At 60.1% G+C, this 23,077-nt stretch carries 22 protein-coding genes and 1 pseudogene; 14 read left to right on the plus strand and 9 right to left on the minus strand.

The window, feature by feature from the left end; translation table 11 throughout:
- Positions 1-103 precede the first annotated feature (103 nt).
- Positions 104-337: a hypothetical protein gene (locus AB7M26_RS17505; RefSeq protein WP_429385333.1), complete on the minus strand. Its 234-nt coding sequence runs from the start codon at positions 335-337 to the stop codon at positions 104-106.
- On the opposite strand from AB7M26_RS17505, the gene AB7M26_RS17510 reads away from it, so the two are divergent.
- Positions 323-1,303 carry a cupin domain-containing protein gene (locus AB7M26_RS17510; RefSeq protein ID WP_429385335.1) on the plus strand — a complete coding sequence of 327 codons (981 nt, stop codon included), beginning with the start codon at positions 323-325 and terminating at the stop codon, positions 1,301-1,303. The genes AB7M26_RS17505 and AB7M26_RS17510 overlap by 15 nt on opposite strands.
- Before the next feature lie 18 nt (positions 1,304-1,321).
- Here AB7M26_RS17510 and AB7M26_RS17515 read toward each other — a convergent pair whose 3' ends face one another.
- The 8 genes and pseudogenes from AB7M26_RS17515 to AB7M26_RS17550 all read right to left on the minus strand — a co-directional run bounded on the left by AB7M26_RS17515 (position 1,322) and on the right by AB7M26_RS17550 (position 9,646).
- Positions 1,322-2,893, minus strand: coding sequence for a methyl-accepting chemotaxis protein (locus tag AB7M26_RS17515; protein ID WP_429385337.1), 1,572 nt, complete (start codon positions 2,891-2,893; stop codon positions 1,322-1,324).
- A 15-nt stretch (positions 2,894-2,908) separates the two neighbouring features.
- On the minus strand, positions 2,909-3,673 hold the full coding sequence (locus tag AB7M26_RS17520) for a class II aldolase/adducin family protein (protein WP_429385339.1): 765 nt from the start codon (positions 3,671-3,673) through the stop codon (positions 2,909-2,911).
- A gap of 23 nt (positions 3,674-3,696) precedes the next feature.
- Positions 3,697-4,113, minus strand: coding sequence for a ketopantoate reductase family protein (locus tag AB7M26_RS17525; protein ID WP_454238987.1), 417 nt, complete (start codon positions 4,111-4,113; stop codon positions 3,697-3,699).
- Between the two features lie 304 nt (positions 4,114-4,417).
- Positions 4,418-4,684, minus strand: a pseudogene (locus AB7M26_RS17530) (ketopantoate reductase family protein); the annotation flags it as partial.
- A 75-nt stretch (positions 4,685-4,759) separates the two neighbouring features.
- Positions 4,760-5,554, minus strand: a complete 795-nt coding sequence (locus tag AB7M26_RS17535) for an ABC transporter ATP-binding protein (RefSeq protein WP_429385343.1) — start codon at positions 5,552-5,554, stop codon at positions 4,760-4,762.
- A complete protein-coding gene (locus AB7M26_RS17540; RefSeq protein ID WP_429385345.1) occupies positions 5,551-7,353 on the minus strand; it encodes a branched-chain amino acid ABC transporter ATP-binding protein/permease in 1,803 nt (600 codons plus the stop codon). The genes AB7M26_RS17535 and AB7M26_RS17540 overlap by 4 nt, the downstream gene beginning before the upstream one ends.
- A complete protein-coding gene (locus AB7M26_RS17545) occupies positions 7,350-8,387 on the minus strand; it encodes a branched-chain amino acid ABC transporter permease (protein WP_429385347.1) in 1,038 nt (345 codons plus the stop codon). The genes AB7M26_RS17540 and AB7M26_RS17545 overlap by 4 nt, the downstream gene beginning before the upstream one ends.
- A gap of 107 nt (positions 8,388-8,494) precedes the next feature.
- Entirely contained in the window at positions 8,495-9,646 is a 1,152-nt protein-coding gene (locus AB7M26_RS17550; protein ID WP_429385349.1) for an ABC transporter substrate-binding protein, read from the minus strand.
- Between the two features lie 788 nt (positions 9,647-10,434).
- Between AB7M26_RS17550 and AB7M26_RS17555 the strand changes: the two genes are divergently transcribed.
- The 13 genes from AB7M26_RS17555 (at position 10,435) to AB7M26_RS17615 (ending at position 22,962) form a co-directional block, all read left to right on the plus strand.
- A complete protein-coding gene (locus AB7M26_RS17555) occupies positions 10,435-11,547 on the plus strand; it encodes an amidase (protein ID WP_429385351.1) in 1,113 nt (370 codons plus the stop codon).
- 26 nt (positions 11,548-11,573) lie between these two features.
- On the plus strand, positions 11,574-12,746 hold the full coding sequence (locus AB7M26_RS17560; RefSeq protein ID WP_429385353.1) for an acyl-CoA dehydrogenase family protein: 1,173 nt from the start codon (positions 11,574-11,576) through the stop codon (positions 12,744-12,746).
- Positions 12,747-12,772: 26 nt separating this feature from the next.
- Positions 12,773-13,132: an IacB protein gene (locus AB7M26_RS17565; protein ID WP_084317862.1), complete on the plus strand. Its 360-nt coding sequence runs from the start codon at positions 12,773-12,775 to the stop codon at positions 13,130-13,132.
- 16 nt (positions 13,133-13,148) lie between these two features.
- Positions 13,149-13,682, plus strand: a complete 534-nt coding sequence (locus AB7M26_RS17570) for a nuclear transport factor 2 family protein (protein WP_429385355.1) — start codon at positions 13,149-13,151, stop codon at positions 13,680-13,682.
- Between the two features lie 53 nt (positions 13,683-13,735).
- On the plus strand, positions 13,736-15,010 hold the full coding sequence (locus AB7M26_RS17575; RefSeq protein ID WP_429385357.1) for an aromatic ring-hydroxylating oxygenase subunit alpha: 1,275 nt from the start codon (positions 13,736-13,738) through the stop codon (positions 15,008-15,010).
- Positions 15,011-15,025: 15 nt separating this feature from the next.
- Complete coding sequence (locus AB7M26_RS17580; RefSeq protein WP_129444813.1) at positions 15,026-15,505, plus strand: aromatic-ring-hydroxylating dioxygenase subunit beta; 480 nt, start codon at positions 15,026-15,028, stop codon at positions 15,503-15,505.
- A gap of 10 nt (positions 15,506-15,515) precedes the next feature.
- Complete coding sequence (locus AB7M26_RS17585) at positions 15,516-16,256, plus strand: SDR family NAD(P)-dependent oxidoreductase (RefSeq protein ID WP_429385360.1); 741 nt, start codon at positions 15,516-15,518, stop codon at positions 16,254-16,256.
- A gap of 79 nt (positions 16,257-16,335) precedes the next feature.
- On the plus strand, positions 16,336-17,295 hold the full coding sequence (locus AB7M26_RS17590) for a PDR/VanB family oxidoreductase (RefSeq protein WP_084317857.1): 960 nt from the start codon (positions 16,336-16,338) through the stop codon (positions 17,293-17,295).
- Between the two features lie 19 nt (positions 17,296-17,314).
- On the plus strand, positions 17,315-17,815 hold the full coding sequence (locus AB7M26_RS17595; RefSeq protein ID WP_084317856.1) for a flavin reductase: 501 nt from the start codon (positions 17,315-17,317) through the stop codon (positions 17,813-17,815).
- A gap of 227 nt (positions 17,816-18,042) precedes the next feature.
- The gene (locus AB7M26_RS17600) at positions 18,043-19,320 is read left to right on the plus strand and encodes an OprD family porin (protein WP_429385363.1); all 1,278 of its coding nucleotides are present in this window, start codon (positions 18,043-18,045) and stop codon (positions 19,318-19,320) included.
- A gap of 141 nt (positions 19,321-19,461) precedes the next feature.
- On the plus strand, positions 19,462-20,643 hold the full coding sequence (locus AB7M26_RS17605) for an alpha-hydroxy acid oxidase (protein ID WP_429385365.1): 1,182 nt from the start codon (positions 19,462-19,464) through the stop codon (positions 20,641-20,643).
- Positions 20,644-20,860: 217 nt separating this feature from the next.
- Complete coding sequence (locus AB7M26_RS17610) at positions 20,861-21,967, plus strand: NAD/NADP octopine/nopaline dehydrogenase family protein (protein ID WP_429385367.1); 1,107 nt, start codon at positions 20,861-20,863, stop codon at positions 21,965-21,967.
- On the plus strand, positions 21,964-22,962 hold the full coding sequence (locus AB7M26_RS17615; protein WP_429385369.1) for a 3-hydroxybutyryl-CoA dehydrogenase: 999 nt from the start codon (positions 21,964-21,966) through the stop codon (positions 22,960-22,962). The genes AB7M26_RS17610 and AB7M26_RS17615 overlap by 4 nt, the downstream gene beginning before the upstream one ends.
- Positions 22,963-23,077: the final 115 nt, after the last annotated feature.

Consider the following 23,077-nt stretch of genomic DNA (forward strand, 5'->3'; position numbering starts at 1 on the left):
GTTTGGCCCCTTCAGGGTTGGCAATCAGTCAGTCGGCGGCAGCGGTTCGCAGTTGGGTGTATTGGTGACGCCGTCGTTACCCGAGCGCCTTGCCCTGGTGCGTTTATTGGTTTTGTTGTGCGGTTCCAGGTTGCCAATGGCTTGGCATGTGTGTGCTGCAGGACCTTTTTAAGCCCTTGTTTGCCTTGACTCTATGCACCAGGCGCAGAGGCTGTTCCGGGCGCGCAGAAAGCGTTTGCGTGGCGTGAAAATTGCTTTCCATTTCCACTAAATTATCGATGTGCCTGCGGGCAGCGGTGTCATTTTCTGGAGGTGCTTCAGCATGTTCGATCAACACTCTTCGCTCCGTCATCATTGCCTTCTGAGTTCCGGCGGGTTTGGCGAGGTCAAGGATCGGGTCAGTCATTACCTGTGGCCCCACCAGATGAAAATGCAGCAGGGCGGCGCCCTTCAATCGCAGCTGTACGGCGTGTTTTTCGGCAGCTCGGCGTTGTTCGATCTGCACTACGGTGCACCGGTGGAAATCGACGCCGGCGATATCAGTGACTACTACCTGATTCGGGTCACCCTGGAAGGCAGCGGCATGGTCAGCCTGGGCAAGCAGAGCGCGATTTTGCGCAAGGGCGGGCTGACGATTTCTTCGCCTTCTGAGCGCAGTTTTATCCGTATCGACAAGGACTGCCGCAACCTGATTTTGCGCGTCGATCGCCAAGCCCTCGAGCGTCAGCTGCAAGTGTTGCTCAACCGGCGTTTGCGTCAGCCGTTGGTGTTCGACATTCAGGTCGACGCCGAGCATCAGGGCATGGCGACGGTAAGGACCACCCTGGATTACATCTGCCAGCTCTATGGCGACGCCAGCCAGACGCTGCTGACCTCAACTATGGGCGGGAGCCTGTCGGACTATCTGCTGTCGGTGCTGCTGACTCAGTTGCCGCACAATTATTCGGTCGATCTGCTGCAAGACCGGCGCCAACCAATGCCTCACCACGTCAAGAAGGCCCGTGACTACATCGAACAGCACCTGGCCGAACCGATTGCGCTGGCGAGCCTGGCGCAGTTCTGTGACGTGTCGATCCGCACCTTGCAAAATGGCTTCACGCGGTTTCTCCAGCAAACCCCCAGCGACTATGTCCGCACTCGTCGGCTGGCCTTGGTTCACGTAGCCCTGCAGCAGGCCGGACCGGCCGATAGCGTGACGGATATCTTGTTGCGTCACGGGGTCGCCAGCTTCGGTCATTTCGCCATGCAGTACCGCAAGCAGTACGGCTGCCTGCCTTCCGAGACCCTGCGACGTCAGGCCTGATGCATGAGAATGAATTGCTCAGCCCTGTAGAAAACGCTGGGCCAGATCGAGTTGGGAGTTGGCCAGTTGATGCAGCTCCTCGCCGATCTGGGTACTGCGTCGGGACTGGTCGCTGCTGGTTTGCGCCAGGTTTACGATCTGGGAAATCTGCCCATTGATCTCTTGGGCGACTTGACCTTGCTGTTCAATGGCCGAAGCCATTTGCAAACTCATGCCGGAGATCTGTCCGACTTCCTCGCAGATGCGCCGCAAGGCGGTTTGGACCTGCGATACGTCTTCGCGTGATTCCCGCGCGGCCGATTCGCCGCGTTGCGCTGTGGCGAGCGCCAGGGCGCTGCCGTCACGCAACTGCTCGATGGAGCGTTGGATTTGTTCAGTGGATTCTCGGGTGCGGGTCGCGAGGCTGCGTACCTCATCGGCGACCACTGCGAAACCGCGTCCGGTTTCGCCGGCGCGGGCCGCTTCGATGGCCGCGTTCAGCGCCAGCAAATTGGTCTGCTCGGCAATGCTACGAATCACATGCGCGACGCCGCTGATTGATTCGATCGATTCCGCGAGGCGGCTGACGGCCTGGCCAATTTCCTCGACCGAGGTGCACAGGCCGGTCATCGAACGCTGACTTTGCCCGGACATCCGGTCACCATCGCGAGCCAGGCGGTCGACGGCTTGTGTGGCTTCGGCCGCGTGTTGCAGGTTGCGCGACAGTTCCTGGATCGTGGCGCTCATTTGATGGACCGCGGCGGCGGACTGCTCGGCTTCTTCGAGTTGCCGTTGCAGGTGACCGGATTGGGCCTGCACCAGTGTCGACGATTCTTGCGCGCGTTGACGCACGGTCTCGCCGTTGATCCGGATACGCGCCATGACCGTGCGCATCCGTGTGTTCTGGCTATTGAGGGCCATGTCAAAACGGCTGGCGAGGCTGGCGCTGCCGTCCTGAAGCGGTGCCAGCAAGGCGTCGCTGTAGACCTGATCGTGCCGGGCCATGATCCGGCGGACGTCCGCCTGTTGTCTGGCTCGCCATTGCCAGCTCGCGGCGAGGACTCCGCCGAGCACCAGCAGGCCCGGTGCCAGGTCGATCTGTCCAACAGCCATGGCGCCCGTGACGCCAAGTCCCACTAACCAGGCGATACCCTGGCTGCTGGCGTGTTCCTGCACTCGGCGGGCAAAAGTCAGCGGGCCGTGGCCGTCATTCAAGCGTCGATAAAGTTTTTCCGCTCGCAGGCTTTGGGCAGCGTCCATCGGGTGATACGCCGTGCCCAGCGCATTCAGCTGACCGCCCTCCAGCAGTGGCACCACATAGAGATTGCACCAGAACGTCGTGCCCTGTTTATCGCGACCCATCATAGGCGCTGTCCAGGGCACACCGCTGCGCAAGGTCTCCCACATACGATCAATGACTCGCTTGGGCATCAGCGGATGATTGATCAGTTCGTGCGGTTGGTTAAGCAGCTCCTCTCGGGCGTAACCGCTGAGTGCCACGTAGGCATCGTTGCAGGCCATCAGATGGCCGCGAGTATCCAGGCGCGAGATCGGAATTTCTGGCTGCGCCGCAACGATGACCGGCGGCGTGTATTCCTTTGACTTAGCCACTGAACGCTCCCGCGATTACCAGCACTGGCCGCGTTCGGCGCGCATTTTGCGAACCATTGCGTCGAAAAATTTTACAGCGAAGCCGCTGTCCCGAATGAGCATGGCCGTGAGTTCGGCACACTTCTGGCTGATCGCTTCAGGCAGCGGATTGTCCTCACCGCCCAGAGCGCCGGCCTGGCACTGGATTTCGGCGGCGCGCTGCACTGTCCACAGCAGGAAGAACGCCTTGGCAATGCTGCTTTCGCCGACGGCAATGCCGTGATTGCGCAGCACCAGGATGTGCTTGTCGCCAAGGCTGTCGATCATCCGCGCTTTTTCGTCATCGAACAGCGTGATGCCTTCGAAGGTGTGGTAGCCGATCCGTCCGTAGAGTTGCGCACCGTAAAAGTCGTTATGGGTAAAACCAGCCTTCTTCATGACGATCGCCGAAATCGGCGTGGTGTGCGTATGGATCAGGCACTGAATGTCCGAACGGGCACCGTGCACCGCGCTGTGCAAGGCGAAACCGGCGGGGTTGCCGTCATAGGGCGAGTCCTCGAGCTTCTTGCCGTGCAGGTCGACTTTAAGCAGGTTCTCTGGCGTCACTTCGGTGTAATTGAGGCCGAACGGGTTGACCAGATAATGGTGCGCCGGGCCGGGAAGGCGTGCGGAAATATGGTTGAAGATCGTCTCGGTCCAGCCGAAGAAATCCACCAGGTGGTAGCAGTGCGCAAGTTGCACGCGCAGTGCCCATTCTTCGTCGCTGTACGCGTGCGGTTTTGCCATTGGGGTGTGGTCCATGTCGGAGTCCTTGTCGTAGTGATTCAGTGACGGGCCTGTTCGCCGCGAAAGCGTGCCAGGGCAATGAGGTGTCGAGTAATGGGCATCGGGATCGCCATGCCATCGGCCAACTCCAGCACTGCATCGCCGATGGCGGCCAACTCCAGAGGGCGGCCTTTCTCATAGTCCTGGAGCATCGAGGTGCGCACGGCGCCCATGCCGGCGCCGAGTTCGAGAAAGGTCCGTGGATCGATGCTCACGCGCGCGCCGTACGCGGCGGCCGTCAGCAAGGCTTCGTGCAGGCAACTGCTGACCAGGTCGCGTAGCTCCGGCAGGCTGTAAAGCTGATCGAGCGTTGCGCCGGTAATCACTGAGAGCGGGTTGGAGGTGAGGTTGGCGATGATCTTGGTCCACAGATTGTCGCGGATGCGGTCGGTGCGCTCGTGCTTCGATGCCGACACTTTCGATCAGTGCGCGCACACGCTCCAGGCGGGGGCTGAGGCGGTTGTCAGGCTCACCAAAAATCATCAGGTGCGGGGTGTTCGATTCAGCCACCGCATTGGCGGGGCAGTGCGCGGTGATGAACACCACGCAGCCGATCACGTGGCGCAGGTCCAAGGCCTGGTTGAGCGTCGACTGCGGATCAACCGCGTTCACCCGTTGCCCGTCGTAGCGTCCGCCTTCACCGTGGAAGTACCACCACGGCACACCGTTGATCACCGGGATCACCACCGTTTCTGCGCCGATCATCGGTTGCAGTTGCGGCAGCAGACTGGCCAGGGCTTGTGCCTTGGTGCAGAGGAATATGAGGTCTTGCTCGCCAAGGCTGGCAGCGTCGTCGCTGGCCTCGACTCGCACATGATGATGACCGTCCAGATCGGACAGGTGGATGCCGTCACGGCGGATGGCGGTCAGGGTTTCACCTCGGGCCAGTACGTTGACCGTATGGCCGTTACCCGCAAGACGGGCCGCCAGGGTGCAGCCGATGGCACCGGCACCGGCGATGCCGATGCGCAAGGGGGAAGCGTTCATCGTGACTCCGGATGTTCAGAAAGGCCTGGGAAGGCCGGGCCCGGCGCCGTTTCGGGCGCCGGGGCAGGGCGGCGGTCAGTTGGCGAGCATTTCCTGATGCTTGCTGGCCAGGCCGAGATAGGCTTCGATCACGCGTGGGTCATCAGCCAGTTGCTGCGCCGGGCCCTGCATGGCGATCTGGCCGGTTTCCAGCACATAGGCGTAATCGGCCACCCGCAGGGCGGCACGCGCGTTCTGCTCGACCAGCAGAATCGATACCCCTTGCTCACGCAGCGCGGTGATGATGCGAAAGATCTCCCGGGTAATCAGCGGCGCCAGTCCCAGGCTTGGCTCGTCGAGCATCAGCAGCTTGGGCTTGGCCATCAGCGCCCGGCCCACGGCGAGCATCTGGCGTTCACCGCCGGACAACGTCGCCGCCAATTGCTCGCGGCGTTCCCACAGGCGCGGGAACAGTTCGTAGATTTCGCCAAGCGTTTCGCTGTAGCGACGGTCGCCCCGGCGGTGGCGTTGAAAAGCGCCGAGCAGCAAGTTGTCGGCCACGCTCATGCTGGTGAACAATTCGCGTTTTTCCGGCACCAGGCCCAGGCCTCGCGAGACCATCACTTCCACTTCCGGCAAGGTTTCCAGGCTGCCGTCGAAATGCACCTGACCCCGGGAGCCAAGCACGCCCATGATGGCCGAAAGCAGGGTGGTCTTGCCGGCGCCGTTGGGGCCGATCACTGTCACGATCTGACCCTTGCCGACGGTCAGGCTGGCGTCGCTCAGCGCTTCGACCTTGCCGTAAGCCACGCTCAGGCCTTTGATCTCCAGCACGGCGTCGACGACCTGGTTGCGCGGTGCGAGGTGCGGTTCCACTTGCATGTTCATCATTCAACTCCTCCCAGATAGGCTTCCAGCACGGCCGGATCCTTCTGTACGTCTTCGGGCAGGCCCTGGGCGATCCGCTGACCGAACTCCATGACCACCACGCGATCGACCAGGCCCATGACGAAGTCCATGTCGTGCTCGACCAGCAGAATCGCCATGCCTTCGCTGCGCAGGCGGCTGAGCAGGATGCCAAGGGCTTCCTTTTCTTTCAGGCGCAGGCCGGCGGCGGGTTCGTCGAGCAGCAGCAGGCACGGATCGGCGCACAAGGCGCGGGCGATTTCCAGAATCCGCTGTTGGCCGAGTGCCAGGCTCCCGGCCTCTTCATACAAGTAATCGCCTAGGCCTACGCGCTTCAGCTGACGTCTGGCTTCGCCGAGCAGTTCGGCTTCCTCGCGACGATCCAGGTGCAGAGCCGCCGACAGCACGCCTTGCTGGCCACGCAAATGCGCGCCTATGGCGACGTTCTCCAGCACGCTCATGTTGCCCAGCAGCTTCACGTGCTGAAAGGTGCGGCTCATGCCCATTTGCGCCACTTGCCGCGAGTTCAGGCCGTTGATCTTTTGACCCATGAACAGCACATCGCCGCTGCTCGGTGTATCGACGCCGGAGAGCTGGTTGAACATGGTGCTTTTGCCGGCACCGTTGGGGCCGATCAGCGCGAGGATTTCACCCGAACGGATTTCCAGGCTCATGTCGTTGTTGGCCACCAGTCCGCCGAAGCGCTTGGTCACATTCCGCGCTTCAAGGATCAGTTCGCCATGTTTGGGCAGTTGCCGGCGGGGCAGGGGTGCAGCCTTGGCGTCGACATTCCGGACCTTGGCGCGGACCCTGAACCAGGCCGGTATCAGACGCGTCAGCAAGGGCCACAGACCACCCGGTGCACGCTGCATAAGCACCACGATCAAGATGCCGAATACGATGATTTCGTAGTTGCCGGTGTTACCCAGCAGGTGCGGCAGCCAGTCCTGCAACCATTGCTTGAGCAGGGTCAGGATGCCCGCGCCGAGCAGGGCCCCCCACACGCTGCCGACCCCGCCGATCAGGGCCATGAACAGGTAATCAATGCCCATGTTCAGGCCGAAAGGTGTCGGGTTGACGAAGCGTTGGGTGTGCGCATAAAGCCAGCCGGAAATGGCTGCGAACACCGCTGAGATGACGAAGATCACCATCTTCGAGCGGAAGGTGTTGACCCCCATCGACTCGGCCATTACCTGGCCGCCCTTGAGTGCGCGAATGGCGCGGCCTTCGCGAGAATTCAGGAGGTTCTGTGTGATGACGATCGCCAGCAACAGCAGGGCCCAGATCAGGTAGAAAATGTTTTCGCCCTTATCCAGTCTCAGGCCGAACAAGGAAATCGATGGCAAACCGCCGACGCCGGTATGGCCGCCCAGGGATTCCAGGGTACCGAACAGGTAGTACAGCGAAAGGCCCCAGGCAATCGTTCCCAGCGGCAGGTAATGCCCCGACAACTTGAGCGTCAAGGCGCCGAGAATCAGTGCCACTGAGGCGGTGAGCACCACGCCCACCAGCAGCGTTAGCCACGGTGACGTCCCGGCCCAGGCCAGCCATGCCGGCAATTGCTCGGTGGTGGTCAGGTAGGCAGAGGTGTAGGCGCCCAGTCCGACGAACGCGGCCTGACCGAAACTGGTCATGCCGCCGACACCTGTGAGCAGCACCAGCCCCAAGACGACCATGGCGTACATGCCGATGTAATTGAGCAGGGTGACGTAGTACGGCGGCAACAGCAGCGGCGCAACGCCCACCACCAGCAACAGGGCAAGCAACAGATAGCGCGAATTCATTCTTCTTCCTCCACATGACGACTGGTGAGCGAACGCCAAAGCAGGAACGGAATAATCAGCGTGAACACGATGATTTCTTTGTAGGTACTGGCCCAGAACATCGAGAATGCTTCGATCAGGCCCACCGCCAGGGCGCCGAGTGCGGCGACCGGATAGCTCACCAGTCCGCCGATGATCGCGCCGACAAAGCCTTTGAGGCTGATGACAAAACCCGAGTCGAAATACAGCGTGGTGATCGGTGCGATCAGGATCCCCGACAGCGTGCCGATCAGCGCCGCGAGCAGGAAGGTCGACTTGCCCGCGAGGGTCGGCGAGATCCCCATCAGCCTGGCACCCATGCGGTTAACCGCGGTGGCACGCAGGGCTTTGCCATACAGCGTGCGCTCGAAGAACAGGTACAGTCCGACGATCAGCCCCAGGGACACGGCCAGCACCCAGAGCGTCTGGCTGTTGAAGGTGACCGGGCCCAGCTCCAGGCCGGCTTCGGAGAACGGTCGGGTGCGTGCGCCTTCGGGACCGAACAGCAACAGGGCGATACCGACCATGCTGACGTGCACGGCGATCGACACAATCAGCAAGACCAGTGAGCTGGCCGAGGCGATCGGCTGGAACACCAGGCGGTAGATCTGCGGCCCCAGCGGAACCACTAACGCCAGCGTCAGCAAGGCCTGGACCGCCATCGGCAATTCGGCCAACGGCAAGGTGTTGATCAGCACCGCCAACAGGCCGGCATAGCCAAGCTTGAAGAGAATGCGCACGGGGAACCGAAAGGCTTGGCTTGAACGTGCCGCGCCCCATACATCGAGTGCACAGTCGATAAAAGTCAGGCCGAGCAGCAGCCAGACCAGAGCAGTCGGGTGACCGCTCTGCAACGTGGCCATGGTCAAGGCGCCGTAGGTTACGAATTCACCCTGGGGAATCAGCAGGATCCGGGTCACGGTGAACACCAGGAGGATCGACAGGGCCAACAGCGCATAGATCGCGCCGTTGGTCATACCGTCCTGGCCCAGCAGCATGGCTATCTGGAAATTCATAATGAGAGCTCTTTTCTACAGATTGAATATCAGGCCCGCTTACCGGCGCGGGTCGACTCGCCGGCAAGCGGGCAGGGCGCGCAACGGGCTGTGCGCCCGGGTTTCGATCAGTTGTCCTGCAACAACATCCAGTTGCCGTTCTTCACCACGATCAATTCGCGACCGCGTTCGTCGAAGCCGCTGTGGTCCTGCGGCGTCATGTTGTAAACGCCTTGGGTACCGGCCAGTTCATGGCTTTGCTCGAGTGCATCACGCAGGGCAGCACGAAATTCAGGAGTGCCCGGTGCCGCTTTTTTGGCTGCAATCGGGATCGCCTGCTGTAGCAGCAGACCGGCATCGAAGGTGTTCCCGCCGAAGGTCGCCGGCTTGCTGCCGTTGAGCTTTTCGTAGGCCTTGGTGTAGTCGCTGGCGATTTTCTTCGAAGGATGGCTGTCCGGGATTTCATCGAGTACCAGCATCAGGCTGGCCGCCAGAATGGTGCCCTCGACCTTCTTGCCACCCAGCTTGAGGAAATCTTGCAGCGCCGCGCCGTGGGTCTGGTAGACCTGGCCGCGATAGCCCTGATCGAACAGGGTGGTCTGCGGCATCACCGCCGAGCTGCCAGGCGCTGCGACCAGCACTGCATCGGGGCGGGTGGCGAGAATTTTCAGGCTCTGCCCGGTGACCGAGGTGTCCTGGCGCTGGAAGCGCTCGTTGGCCACGACCTTGATGTTCTGCTGCGCTGCCAGGCCGGCCATGACCTTGGCCCAATTCTCGCCATAAGGGTCGCCGGTGCCGATGAAGCCCAGGGTCTTCACGCCTTTTTTGGCCATGTGTTCGAACAGCGCCTTGGCGATCAGGTCATCGTTCTGCGTGGTCTTGAATACCCATTTCTTCTGCTCGGTCATCGGCAGCACCACCGCAGCGGTGCCGACCGGTGCCAGCAATGGCACGCCTGCCTCGGCGACGAACTGGATCACGCCCATGGCGTTGGGCGAGCCGCTCGGGCCGATGATGGCATCGACATTTTCTTCGTTGATCAGCTTCTTCAGCGCCTTCACCGTAGCGGTCGGGTCGCTCGCATCATCCAGAGAAATGTACTTCACCACCTGGTCGCCGGCCTGGGTCGGCAGCAACGGTATGGTGTTTTTCTGGGGTATCCCGACCAGCGCGATCGGTCCGGTGGAGGAGGTGATGACACCGACTTTCACATCCGCCTGCGCAGCGGCGGCGCAGGCGGCACTCAATAACAACGTGGACACGGCTTTTCTGAAAAGCATGACTTTCTCCGAAGAGTTGCAACGCTGCAAAAGGCTAATGGCCAGCCGCCTCGACCACGACGTGGTGCGAGTTCGGCCCAAGGTACGGCCCTGTTTTAGTTATCGAACTGCGGCGACACCCATGCTCGGTTACCGAGTCATCAGGGTGCCGCTCGACCATGAGCGATCGGTCGAAGGCGAAGAGGGCAAAAGCAGATTGCATGCCAGAAATTTTTTGGTGCATGGCAGAAAGCCGTTACTGCGATGCCTGATGCACGCGCTTCGAGGCGGGCCGACCAAGGTGCTCCCAAGGACCGGCAGAAGGTCGTGTGAAGGGCGGGAAAAACCTGCAGCACGCCATATCAAACAAGGCTTTGATCTGGATCAAGGATGCCCTCGAATGACCAAAAACAGCTGACAAAAAAACTCAAAAAACAGTGATTTTTTACCCTGTTTTTTTCAACCATTTTTGGGCTGATTTATTTTTCATGTTTGTCTTTTCAGAGAGGCTATTGCTCAACATTTTTCTAAATGTTTCGTTGTTTTCTATTGGTTGATTGTAAGTAATACATTGATTTTAAAAGAAAAAAAATCGATTTTTCAGGATTTTACGTTTTTCCAGCAGTGTTACCAAACTGCACGTCGTTGGTGCGAAAAAGGAAAATCTGCACCGAAAATACACACTCTTTTATTTGGTAAAATTCAATTGACATTTCACGTAAATATTACGATTTTAGATTTAAGCGTTTTCCCCGGCCCTCATGCCGAGGTCATTCGTTCTGGTGACACATAACGAGCAGGTAAAGAGCATGTCGATCGTTGTTGAGGATTTAGCCTTGGGAGGAAATGGCCTTTCGGTCATGGTGAAAGACACCATCGATATCGCCGGCTATCCGACCCGCGCTTCAAGCCGCGCGCTGGCCGATGCGCCGGCGGCCGCTGAGCATGCACAGGTGGTTCAGTCCGTTTTGGATGCGGGCTGCCGGATCACCGGTAAAACCAGCCTGCATGAATTGGCATTCGGCACCACCGGCCTCAACGCATGGACCGGCACGGCATCCAACCCGCGCTACCCCGGCTATATTCCGGGTGGCTCTTCCAGTGGTTCGGCGGCAGCGGTTGCGGCGGGTCTTTGCGACTTTGCGTTGGGCACCGATACCGGCGGTTCGGTACGGATTCCCGCGGCGTGCTGTGGTGTATTCGGTCTCAAGCCAACCTTCGGTCGCGTCAGTCGTCAGGGCGTCATGCCAGCGCGCAGCACTCTCGATTGCGTGGGGCCCCTGGCGCTGGACATGAATCGCTTGATCGCAGCGATGCGCGTGATCGATCCCACATTCACTTCCCTTCCTGTAACTGAGCATCTGTCTATCGGCGTCGTCGCGGTAGAGGCTAATGAACAGGTGCACGCGGTGGTGAACCAGGCGCTGGCCCGTTCGCGTTTCAGATTGCTTGAGCAGACACTGCCCGGCATGGCCGCCGCGTATGGCGCCGGCATGGTGGTCATCAACGCCGAAACCTGGGCCGCGTGTGGCCATCTTCTGCAAACCGGTCGGGTGGGCAGCGATGTCGCCGACCGCCTGCGCACAGCCAGTCTGACCTCGGTCGAGGCCCTTGAAGGGGCCGAAGCCATCCGTCGCGCGTTTATCGCAGAAGTGGATGCAGCCCTGGCCATCACTCCGATTCTGGCCATGCCGACCATGCCCGACTTTCCATTGCTGGTCGCGGATGCGGCCGATACTCGCGCCGCCCTGGGCATGACCTCCCTGGTGCGCGCTTTCAACCTTTCCGGTCATCCGGCTCTGAGCATTCCTCTGGAAAGCGCTTCGGGACTCCCGGTAGGCCTTCAACTCATTGCCGCCCATGGCGCGGACGAACTGCTGTGTGCAGCCGCCCGCGAACTGGTCCGGCGCCTGGAAGAGTAATCGTCATGCTTACTATGGAGAAACCCATGACTGCGCCAAGCGAGCTGAATCACCAGCGCCGCGTGCCGATCACGGCGAATGAAGCGTTTCAGAAACTGCTGGTCGAGATTCGTGCGCGTGCTCGAAGCGAAGAATTCGACCAACAAAAATTCATCTCGCAGGACGTTATCGAGCAGTTCCGCAAGCTAGGTGTCTATCGGGCTCTGGTGCCAAAACGCTTCGGCGGCGACGAGCGTTCGCCGGCCGAGTTTTGCCAGATGGTGGAAGATATCTCGATCGCCGATGGCTCCGCCGGTTGGGTCGCCAGCTTTGGCATGAGCCCGGTTTACCTGGCGGCGCTGCCGCTGGAAACCATTAAGAAAATCTATGCCGACTCGCCTGACGTGGTCTTCGCCGGTGGGATCTTCCCGCCGCAGCCTGCGTCCTTTGTTGAAGGTGGCCTGGAGGTCAACGGGCGCTGGAAATTTTCCAGCGGTTGCATGGGCGCGTCGCTCATCGGCGTGGGCATCAGCCCGAAAAACGGCGAGATGCTCGGCCTGCCACGACTGGCGGTGATGCCTCGGGAAAAGGTCAGAATCGAGGAAACCTGGAACGTCGTCGGCCTGGTCGGCACCGGCAGCCATGATGTGGTCGTCGAAGGCGTGGTGGTTCCGGAGGAATGGACCTTCGTACGCGGCGGCCCATCGAATCTAGACGAGCCATTCTTCCGCTATCCGTCGCTGTCGTTCGCCACGCAGGTGTTGTCGGTGGTCGGTCTGGGCGTTGCTCGTGCGGCACTCGATGAGTTGAGCGGAATGGCCAGCGGCCGGATCTCCGTGACCGGTGCGCCGTCGTTGTCCGACCGGCCCCTGGCCCAAGTCGAGATGGCCAAGGCCGAAGCGTCGCTGCGCGCTGCACGTTCGTGGTTCTACCAATCCATCGACGATGCCTGGGCCAGCGTGTTGGCCGGCGACCCGGTGAGCGTCGAGCAGACCAATATGCTGCGCTTGTCCTCGACCCACGCCACCCGCGTCGCGGCCGATGTCGCGCGCACAGCGCAAATGCTCTCGGGCATGAGCGGGGTGTACCGCACCAGTCCTCTGTCGCGTTTCGTCAACGACACCCAAGTCATTACCCAGCACGCCTTCATGGGCGACATGACCTACCAGAACGCCGGCGCGATCTTCTTCGGCAATAAGCCGCTGCCTGGCTACCTGTAATTTTTCCCTACTGATTGGTGAACCCCATGACCGATAAAAAAGCCCTGCGTGTTCTGTTCTGCATCGGCATCAACCAAAACTTTTTCGATGCTCCGCGTCCTGAAGCGCTGGAAGTCTGGGCCGCGTTCGGCGCCATGTGGAACGGCATCGCCGACCTGCCAGGCGTCACCGTGCTGGGCAACATGGACGACGATCAGAGCATGGTCGGCCCGTCTGCAGGCTGGCCCTGGACGACTTACTTGCTGGCCGATGTACCCGACATCGAAACCGTCCACGCCGCCTGCAACCTGTTTCGCACCACGGATGTCGGCAATGGCCCTTACAAACTCTGGAAGTACTGCAAGGTCGAGGCCCGTACCGGTCGCGAACTGATCATCCAGCGCTGAGTCGAGAGAAGTCGCCATGTCATCACAAGAACATTTGCGCGCACTGGAACAGCGGCTCGAGCAGTTGGAAAGCGAGAACGCGATCCGCGGCTGCATGAATCGCTACATGTTTCTGTGCGACGAGCTGGGCGTGGAGTCTCCGCTCGAGGAACTGGCCGGGTTGTTCACCGAGCAGGCGATCTGGGAAGGCAAGGGTGCCACGTACCAGAACAGCTTCGGCGGTTACCACGGGCGTGAGGCGATCAAAGCGATGTTCGCAACCTACATGGTCGAGCCGGCGCACTTTTCGCTGAACGTGCACTTCCTGACTTCGGAGCTGATCCGGGTCAGCGGTGAGACCGCAGATGCCAGCTGGGTGATGTTGCAGACTTCGACCTTTGCCTCGGGGGCCTCGCACCTCAATAGCGCCCGCCTGATCGTGCGGTTCGCCCAGGAACAAGGGCAGTGGCGCATGGCGCATTTTCAGACCGAGAACCTGTTCAGCCGACCGGTCGACACCTGGAACAGCGCCGCGCACCTGCCCGTACCCGGCAAGTCCGGCCAGTCCTGAAAGTAACACCCAGAATTCTTAGAGTCGGCGAACAATGCCGACGAGGAGTGATCGTGAGTAACCTGATAAATACCGTAACGCTCGACGCCAGTCCTTCCGACCTGGTCTTGCATGATCGCGTTCACACGTCGCTGTACACCGACGGCAAGATCTTCGATCAGGAGCTGGACAAGATTTTCTACAGCACCTGGATCTGGGTCGCTCACGCCAGCGAAATCCCGGAGTCCGGCAGCTACAAGAGCACCTATATCGGCAAGCAGCCGGTGATCGTCGTGCGCGACCGCAAGAAAGACGTGCATGTGTTGCTCAACCGCTGCCGCCATCGCGGTGCAACGGTGTGCGAACACAAGAAGGGCAAGACCAACAGTTTTGTCTGCCCTTATCACGGCTGGAGCTACGCCCTGGATGGCAGCCTGCGCGGTGTGCCGCACCCGGAAAGCTACGCCGATTGCCTGGACAAGGGCGAACTGCCTTTGGTCAGCCTGCGTGTCGAGCAATACAACGGCATGATCTTCGCCACCTTCAAGGATGACATCGAGCCTCTCGCCGATTTCCTCGGTCCGGCCAAAAAGTGGATCGACCTGTTCATGAAGCAGGGCGCCGGCTACCCGGTCAAAGTGGGAGGCGAGCATCGCTTCCGCTTCCCCGGCAACTGGAAGATCCAGCTGGAAAACACCACCGACGCCTATCACTTCCCGCTGGTGCACAAGTCGTTCCTGTCGTCCGTGGATGAACAGACCCTGGAGCTGTTCGACTTCGTCGAAGGGCCGGGCTATGTCGAAGACCTCGGCAACGGCCACAGCGTGATGGTGATGATCCCGGACCTGGTCGACCTGGAAGCCAACCTTGAATTGCCGATTCCTGAGCGTTTCGAGGAGCTGGCCGCGCAGTTGCGCGCCGAAGGCCAGGACGAAGCATCGGTCCGTCGCATCGTGCGTGCGGTCGGCGGTTCGGGCTTCAACCTCAACCTGTTCCCGAACATCGCCTGTTCCATGGCGTTCTTCCGGGTGCTGCAACCGATCGCGGTGAACGAAACCGAAATCCATCACGCCGTCATCACCATGGACGGTGGCCCGGCCGTGGCCAACCGTTATCGTCTGCGCCTGCATGAGCACTTCCAGGGGCCGATGGGTTTTGGTACTCCGGACGATTCCGAAGCCTGGGAGCGCGTACAGCGCGGCGCCAGTGCCGGCACCGATCTGTGGATCATGCTCAACCGCGGCTTGCCGGGTGAAAAGCAATCCGAAGACGGGCTGGTGAGCGATGTGAGCGCCGAGACCGGCATGCGCGCTGGTTACCAGCAGTGGAAAAAGATGATGTCGGCCTGAGTGACGGAGAACCCAATGAACAACCTGCAATTGCTCAACCAAGTCAGCGCTTTCATCTGGCAGGAAGCGGACATGCTCGACCACGGCGATTTCGTCGAATGGCTCGATCTGTGGACCGAGAAAGCGACCTACATCATCCCGATCGATCCACTGGAAACCGACTTCGAGAACACCCTGAACTACGCCTACGACGACCACCACATGCGTCAGTTGCGCGTCACCCGTCTGACCAGCGGCGAGTCGATCTCGACCACCCCGCGGGCGCGCACCGTGCGCAGCCAGTCGCGCTTTCGCGTGCTGTCGGATGAAGACGGAATTGTCACTGTGCGCTGTGCGCAGAACCTGCGCGAGTTCCGCAAGGATGTACTCAAGCAGTACACCGCCGATGTCACGTTTGAACTGGTGCGCAGCGGTGACAGTTTCAAGATTCAGCGCAAGCTGATCCAGCTGATCAACTCCACCGATACCCTCGCCGGTATCGGCTACATCCTCTGAGGACGCTGCCATGACACAGGTTGCATTGGTCACCGGCGCGGCCCAGGGGCTGGGCAAACGCATTGCCGAGCAACTGCTGAACGCCGGTTATCGGGTCGTGATCAGCGACCGTTCACTGGAGTCGGCACAGGCCACCGCGACTGAACTCGATGCCACGGGCGAGCGGGTCCTGGCGCTCAAGCTCGATGTATCGAGCAAGGCCGATTTCGAAGGCGCCCTGGCGGCCGTCGTGGCGCATTGGGGTGAATTGCAGGTGGTGGTGAACAACGCCGCGATGACCATGACCACGCCGGTGATGCAGATCAGCCCGGAAGAGTTCGACCGTGTCGTGAGCGTCAATCAGCGCGGTACTTTTGTCGGCTGCCAGGTGTTTGGCAGCTATCTGGCGGCCCGGGGTTACGGGCGGATCATCAACATGGCCTCCCTGGCCGGGCAGAACGGCGGCACCGCGACCGGCGCGCATTACGCTGCGTCCAAGGGCGCCATCATTACCTTGACCAAGATCTTCGCCAAGGAGCTGGCGGCGTCCGGGGTCACGGTCAACGCTATCGCCCCGGGCCCTATCGAGTCGCCGGCGGTGCGCGCCGCCGTGCCGCCCGAGCGCCTGGAAAAACTGATAGAGGCGATCCCGGTCAAGCAATTGGGCAACGCCGCGTTCATTGGCAAGCTGATCGTGCAACTGGCCAGCGAAGACGCCTACTTCACCACCGGGGCGACCTGGGATGTGAACGGCGGGATCTTCATGCGCTGAGTCCACGGTTACATGGTTTGAAAAAGAAGTCGGGGGTGCCCAGATGCGCCCCCTTACAACGAAATCGGGATGGTCCTGTATGAGCGATCAATTATTGAAAGTCGTCGTGCGCAAGCGCGAAGAACAGGGCGAAGGTGTTGTCGTACTGGATCTGAGTGATCCGACGGGACAGCCTTTGCCCGCCTTCGAGGCGGGCGCGCATGTCGATATCCACCTCAAGGCCGGTCTGGTTCGCCAGTATTCGCTGTGCGGTGATCCGGCCAACGCTGGCGCCTATCGCTTGGGCGTACTCAAGGACCCCGCATCGCGTGGCGGTTCGGTGGCGGTGCATGAACTGCTGCAGGAAGGTCGTGAAATCGAGATCAGCCTGCCGCGCAATCACTTTCCGCTGGCCAGCGATGCCAGGCGTTCGATCCTGATCGGTGGCGGTATCGGCATCACCCCGATGGTGGCCATGGCCTACGCGCTGAATGCTCGCGACAGCGATTTCGAACTGCATTATTGCGGTCGTTCGCGCAACCGCAGCGCCTTTCTCGAGGAGCTGGGTAACGCTGCGTTTGCGTCGCGGTTGAACACCCATTTTGACGACGAAGCCGCCGAACAGAAACTCGACCTGCCAAAAGTGCTGGGCACTCCACAAGCCGGCGTACACGTGTATGTCTGCGGACCGGCCGGTTTCATGGACTGGGTCATTGCCCAGGCCCTGAAGGCGGGATACGCCGACGATCATGTGCACCGCGAATACTTCCAGGTCGAAGTCGACGCTTCGGGCGCCGGTTTTGAAGTGGTCGCTCAGCGCAGCGGCAAGACCGTACAGGTTGCCGAGGGCCAGAGCATCGTCGATGCGCTGACCGCCGTGGGCATCAAGATTGAAGTGTCGTGTGAACAGGGCGTTTGCGGTACGTGTTTGTGCGACGTCATCGAAGGCGAACCGGATCATCGCGACGTCTATCTCACGGATGACGAAAAATCTGCCAATGACCAGATTCTGGTGTGCTGTTCCCGGGCCAAGTCCAAGAAACTGGTGCTGGATATCTGATAGACCGGAGGGTAAGACCATGGTCGATACAACTGGATTTCGTAACTCAATGGCAATGCTTGGTGGCGCGGTTTCGGTCATCACCACCGATGGTCCTGCGGGTCGTTTCGGGTTTACCGCTTCGGCGGTGTGCAGCGTGACCGACCAGCCACCGACGCTATTGGTGTGCATGAATCGCTCGTCGTTTTCCAACGTGCATTTCAAGAGCAACGGTGTGCTGAGCGTCAACGTACTGACCCCTGGGCATCAGGAAGTGTCGGGGGCGTTCTCCAACCGCAATCTTGATACCGAGCAGCGCTTTTCCTGCGCATCGTGGAGCACGCTGGAAAGCGGTGCGCCGCTGCTGGACGAGGCGCTGGTCAGTTTCGATTGCCGTATCGCTCAGGCTCATGAAGTGGGGTCGCATACGATTTTCTATTGCGAGGTGTTGGGTATCCGCAATAGCGACAGCCAGGAAGGCCTGGTGTATTTCAACCGCGCCTACCACCGTTTAGGAGATGCGTCCAAAGCAACTTCCTGACAGGTTTTTATTCCAGGAACAGCGATAAGACTTTCCACGATCGTCAAGTTTTTAAAATAACTATAAAGCGGTTTTCGCTGTTCTGGCGAACGGCTGCGTTACGACTTTTTTGCAGTAAGTGGTTATAAAAACAATACTGCGGATTGACTGCCAAAGTTGCACTTTTGCTGAATTGATCTGCTTCCACTCGTCGTGCCTTCGTGCATGTAAAAAAGAAGGAAAGTTTGATGTTCGAGAAGAGCTGGGTAAGCCGTGGCGTCACCACTGCGGCCGTAATGGGGATCTTCACGCCTTTGGTTGCTCAGGCTGACTTCGTAGACGACAGTCAAGTCAGTCTGGGGATGCGCAACTTCTATATCGACCGCGATTTCAAACAGCATGATGCACCGCAATCGCGGATCGGCAGTTGGACTCAAGGCTTCGATTTTCGCGCGATTTCGGGTTACACCGAAGGCACGCTGCAGTTTGGCCTGGACCTCTCGGCGCAATACGCCTATCGCCTGGACGGCGGCGGTGGCCGTGGTCCGGACAGCATTATTCCGTACGACACGAGCAAGGGCGAACAAGTGCGCGACTACGGCCGTGCGGCGCTGACCGGCAAGGTTCGTTACAACAAAACCGAACTCAAGATAGGTGAACTTCGCCCGACGTTGCCAGTGGCGTACATCGACGACTCGCGGCAATTGATCACCACCTATCACGGTGTGCAGCTCGAATCGAAAGAAGTGGACAACCTGACACTGACGGGTGGCCGTTTTACCGAAATCAGTTCCCGGGAGTCTTCCAATACCGAGAAGATGTACTTGTTCAATGGACCCAACGTTAAACGTCGCAGTGACGGTTTAAACTTTGGGGGCGCCACGTATGCGTTTACGCCGAACTTGTCCGGTACTTACTTCTTTGGCCAGTTGGAAGATATCTACAAACAACACTATCTCGGTTTGACTTATAACCATGATCTGGGGGCTGGTTACGGCTTGAAGACCGACCTCCGTTACTTCAATAACAGCGAGGACGGCAAGGCTTTATACGGCGACATCGACAACAAGTCCTACGGGATCATGACGACCCTGAAGAAGGGTGCCCATGCTTTCGGCGTCGGCTATCAGCGCATGCTTGGCGAGTCGACATTCCCGACGCTCGACGGCTATGCACCGCAGCCTTACCTGGTGAACTGGTCGACAGTGGCGTTCGTCAAGCCGAACGAAAGCTCCTGGCAATTGCGTTATGACTACAACTTCGCGGGCATGGGTTTGCCGGGTCTGAAATTGATGACGCGTTACATGCGCGGTACGGGGATCGACCGGGGCAACAATGCCCTCGACCAAAACGTCGAAAGCGAACGCAACATCGTGCTTGGCTATGTGGTGCAAAGCGGTCCGCTCAAAGATGTGGGTTTCGAATGGCGCCGCATTGACGTCAAGACGCGCTATGGCAATGGCAGGGCATCGGGTGCGGACTATCAGGAGAACCGTCTGATCACCACCTACACCTGGAAGTTCTGAAATCCCTCGGGAGCCGTTCGCGGCTTCCGGGTTTGCCCGCGCATCGGGCAAAGTTTTTCAACACTGGTTTTCCTTCGCCCGGATCGCTCCTTCCGGGCTTTTTTTTCGCAGCGGTTTTATCCGCCCCTACGAGGATGACCTATGCGTCGCTTCTATACCGGTTCCGACTTGAGTCGTGTGCACAGCATTGCCGAACTGGCCGACATGGCCCGGCGACGCGTGCCTTACTTCGTCTGGGAATACCTCAGCGGTGGCGCTGAAGCCGAGCTGACGCTCAAGGATAATCTCGACGCGTTCAGTGCCTATGGCCTGCACGCCAGAGCCATGGTGCCCTGCCATGCGCCCGACACGTCCCGCGCGTTGCTCGGCAAGGTGCTGTCAATGCCCATGCTGATCGGGCCGACGGGCTACAACGGCCTGCTGCATCGCGATGCCGATATTCACTTGGCCAGGGCTGCAACGGCACGTGGTTTGCCGTTCAGCCTGAGTACCGCGTCCAACACTTCTCTTGAAGACCTTGTTGCGGCGGCGCCTGGCGTCGACCTGTGGTTCCAGCTGTACGCCATGCGCGATCCGGCGGTGCAAAAAAGCCTGTTGCAGCGCGCCGCCGCTGTCGGTTGCCGGACCCTGGTGTTGACCTGTGATGCAATGGTGCTAGGCAATCGCGAGTGGGACCGACGCAGTTTTGCCAGGCCGCGACAGCTGACATGGCGCAACAAGTTTGACGTGGTCCGTCACCCGCGTTGGCTCAAGCAAGTGATGTGGCCATCGGGGCTGCCTGGCATGGGCAATCTTGAACCTTACTTGCCGCCGAGCGAGCGCAATCCCTTGGGATCAATGGCGTTTATCGGCAAGCAGATGGACACCTTGCTCGACTGGGACATGCTGGCGCGTTTGCGTGATCAATGGGGCGAGCGGCTGTTGCTCAAGGGCGTGTTGCATCCGACCGATGTGGAGCGAGCCGTCGTCCTCGGGCTCGACGGTGTGGTTGTGTCCAATCACGGCGGCCGCCAACTGGACGGTGCCCTCGGCAGCCTCGATGCACTGGCGACCATCGCGCCCCAGGCGAAAGGCAAACTCAGCCTGCTACTGGATGGCGGGATCCGGCGTGGCAGCGATATCGTCAAAGCGCTCGCGCTTGGGGCCGATGCCGTGCTGCTAGGGCGCTCCACCCTTTACGGCGTGGCGGTGGCAGGTGAAGACGGTGCTGGCCGGGCGCTGGACGTATTGACGGAAGAACTGGCGCGAACCATGAACCTGATGGGCTGCACCCACCTAAACCACCTTGACGGCGACAGCGTGTTCGAGCGACGACGCGCTTGAGCATTTGTGGGAGCGAGCTTACTTGCGATGGCGGCGTGTCAGACGAAATCAATGTTGAATGTACCGGCCCCTTCGCGAGCAAGCCCGCTCCCACACTGATTGTGGTCGCACTCGACCAGTTTATTGCGTTGCAGAATCGGAATGACGCTTGCGCGTTTCGGGCAGTGGCTCGCCGGGGCCGTTGCTAGGATCGAGGCTCTTCTACAGGAGTGCTTTCATGAATATCAGTGTTATCGGCGGTGGTCACGGTTGCTACGCGGCAGCGATAGAGTTGGCGGAGAAAGGCCATTCGGTGCGGTTGTGGCGCCGAGACAGTGCCGCGCTGGAAAAACTGCAAGGCCTCGGCCATCTGCTCGTGCGCGACTTTCGTGGCGAACGACGCTTGAGTCTGGGGCAGGTCGGGGATGCCTTGACCTTGACGGCCGATCTGGCACAGGCCGTGGCCGATGCTCAGTTGTTGGTCATTGCCTTGCCGTCGACCTCCCATCAAGCCCTTGCCAACGAACTGGCTCCCTTTTTGCGCGACGGGCAAGTGGTGTTCCTGCCGCCGGGGACGTTCGGCAGCATGGTGTTCGCCCAGGCAATGGCGAAGGTGGGGAATCACAGTGAGGTGGCGTTTGCGGAGACCGGCACCTTGCCCTATTTGGCGCGCAAGCATGGCGATAACCAGGTGGTGATCAGCGGCTACGCGACCCGTCTGCCAACCGGGGTTTTTCCGAGTCGTTTGAGCGAGTCGGCGTTCGCCGTATTGCGCGAGGCTTACCCCAGCATCGAACCGATCGAGGATGCACTCAGCGGAGCGCTGATGAACGCCGGGCCGATCATTCATCCGCCGTTGATCCTGATGAACGCTGGCCCACTTGAGCATTTCGAGACCTGGGACATTCACAACGAGGGCACTGTGCCTTCAATTCGTCGCGTGACCAATGCCCTCGACGCCGAGCGTATCGCCGTTCGTGAAGTACTGGGCTATGGCGCACCGCATTTCCCGCTGGCTGATCATTACGCCACCGACGGCGATGAGTGGATGTACGGTCGCGGCGCTCACGGCAAACTGACCGACAGCGGCGATTGGCGTGAAGATATCGACTTGCAAAAGCACCGCTACATGCTTGAAGACACACGACTGGGCTTGTCGTTTCTGGTGTCGGTCGCGCGCTGGGCCGGCGTGCCGACGCCGGTCGCCCAGGGCCTATTGAGCCTGGCCACGGTGGTCAGTGGCATAGACCTGTACGCCGAGGGTCGAACCCTGGAAAACCTCGGGCTGGATCAACTGAGTCGCAGCGAAATGGCGCAGTGCCTGAACCAGGGATTGCTGGCATGAGCGCTGATCCGCAACGCATCTGTATCGTCGGCGCGGGGCGCATGGGCGAGGGCATTGCCTTGGCGTTCATGTTCGCCGGACTGCCGGTGACCCTGATCGATATCAAGCAACGCGAGCCCGTGGAGCAGGACCGCTACTTCCGCCACATCGAGGGCCACTTGCGCGGCGAACTGGCAACGCTTGCACGTCTGGGATCACTCGATCCGGCGCAAGTCGAACAGGCGATGAGCCATTTACGCTTGAGCGATCGCGAGGGCAGTGGCGACGATTTGCACAGTGCTGCTGTCGTGTTCGAAGCAGTGCCTGAAGTGCTTGAGCTCAAGGCCCTGACGTTCGCTTGGCTGAGTGTCGCGTGTGGCGATGAAACAGCGATTGCATCAACGACGTCGACCTTTCTGGTGACGCAGTTGGCGGCACTGGTCACGCACCCGCAACGCTTCGTCAATGCCCATTGGCTGAACCCGGCGTTCCTGATGCCGCTGGTCGAAGTCAGCCGCAGCGAAGACACCTGCCCGCAGGTGGTGCAACGCCTGATGGCATTGCTCAAGCGCATCGGCAAAGTGCCCGTGCAATGCTCCCCGGCAGCCGGTTACATTGTGCCGAGGATCCAGGCACTGGCGATGAATGAAGCGGCGCGAATGGTCGAGGAGGGGGTGGCCAGCGCCGAGGACATCGACACCGCGATTCGCGTCGGTTTCGGTCTGCGTTTCTCCGTGCTGGGGATGCTTGAGTTTATCGACTGGGGGGGCGGCGACATTCTGTTCTATGCCTCCCATTACCTGGCTGAAGCCATCGATCCGCGTTTCCTGCCACCCAATGTCATTGCCAAGAACATGGCGCAAGGGCGGAACGGGCTGCGTGAAGGTCAGGGTTTTTATGATTACCAGGACGTTGACCTGGAGGCCTACAAACTGCAGAGGCTGGGTGAGTTCACCCGCAAGCTTGAGTTGATGGGGTTGTCGCCGGTGTTCAACGGTGGCGTGGCAACGTCCTGACCGCGGAGCTGACGTGTGATCGCGACAGCTTCACGACCTGGTAGCACAACCGGCGCGCCGTTATTGCTGCGTCGGTTTTTTTCGTGGTGGATGCAGGTCATCCGCGCATTTGTCT

The sequence above is a fragment of the Pseudomonas sp. F-14 TE3482 genome (assembly GCF_053629455.1).

Bases quoted from the DNA above. Each gene is read 5' to 3' on its own strand.
- AB7M26_RS17580 (WP_129444813.1), top strand. From the start codon at position 15,026: ATGAACAACCTGCAATTGCTCAACCAAGTCAGCGCTTTCATCTGGCAG.
- AB7M26_RS17585 (WP_429385360.1), top strand. From the start codon at position 15,516: ATGACACAGGTTGCATTGGTCACCGGCGCGGCCCAGGGGCTGGGCAAA.
- AB7M26_RS17520 (WP_429385339.1), bottom strand. From the start codon at position 3,673: ATGGACCACACCCCAATGGCAAAACCGCACGCGTACAGCGACGAAGAA.
- AB7M26_RS17600 (WP_429385363.1), top strand. From the start codon at position 18,043: ATGTTCGAGAAGAGCTGGGTAAGCCGTGGCGTCACCACTGCGGCCGTA.
- AB7M26_RS17545 (WP_429385347.1), bottom strand. From the start codon at position 8,387: ATGAATTTCCAGATAGCCATGCTGCTGGGCCAGGACGGTATGACCAAC.
- AB7M26_RS17555 (WP_429385351.1), top strand. From the start codon at position 10,435: ATGTCGATCGTTGTTGAGGATTTAGCCTTGGGAGGAAATGGCCTTTCG.
- AB7M26_RS17590 (WP_084317857.1), top strand. From the start codon at position 16,336: ATGAGCGATCAATTATTGAAAGTCGTCGTGCGCAAGCGCGAAGAACAG.
- AB7M26_RS17570 (WP_429385355.1), top strand. From the start codon at position 13,149: ATGTCATCACAAGAACATTTGCGCGCACTGGAACAGCGGCTCGAGCAG.
- AB7M26_RS17535 (WP_429385343.1), bottom strand. From the start codon at position 5,554: ATGATGAACATGCAAGTGGAACCGCACCTCGCACCGCGCAACCAGGTC.
- AB7M26_RS17510 (WP_429385335.1), top strand. From the start codon at position 323: ATGTTCGATCAACACTCTTCGCTCCGTCATCATTGCCTTCTGAGTTCC.
- AB7M26_RS17565 (WP_084317862.1), top strand. From the start codon at position 12,773: ATGACCGATAAAAAAGCCCTGCGTGTTCTGTTCTGCATCGGCATCAAC.
- AB7M26_RS17605 (WP_429385365.1), top strand. From the start codon at position 19,462: ATGCGTCGCTTCTATACCGGTTCCGACTTGAGTCGTGTGCACAGCATT.
- AB7M26_RS17540 (WP_429385345.1), bottom strand. From the start codon at position 7,353: ATGAATTCGCGCTATCTGTTGCTTGCCCTGTTGCTGGTGGTGGGCGTT.
- AB7M26_RS17610 (WP_429385367.1), top strand. From the start codon at position 20,861: ATGAATATCAGTGTTATCGGCGGTGGTCACGGTTGCTACGCGGCAGCG.
- AB7M26_RS17560 (WP_429385353.1), top strand. From the start codon at position 11,574: ATGACTGCGCCAAGCGAGCTGAATCACCAGCGCCGCGTGCCGATCACG.
- AB7M26_RS17615 (WP_429385369.1), top strand. From the start codon at position 21,964: ATGAGCGCTGATCCGCAACGCATCTGTATCGTCGGCGCGGGGCGCATG.
- AB7M26_RS17550 (WP_429385349.1), bottom strand. From the start codon at position 9,646: ATGCTTTTCAGAAAAGCCGTGTCCACGTTGTTATTGAGTGCCGCCTGC.
- AB7M26_RS17595 (WP_084317856.1), top strand. From the start codon at position 17,315: ATGGTCGATACAACTGGATTTCGTAACTCAATGGCAATGCTTGGTGGC.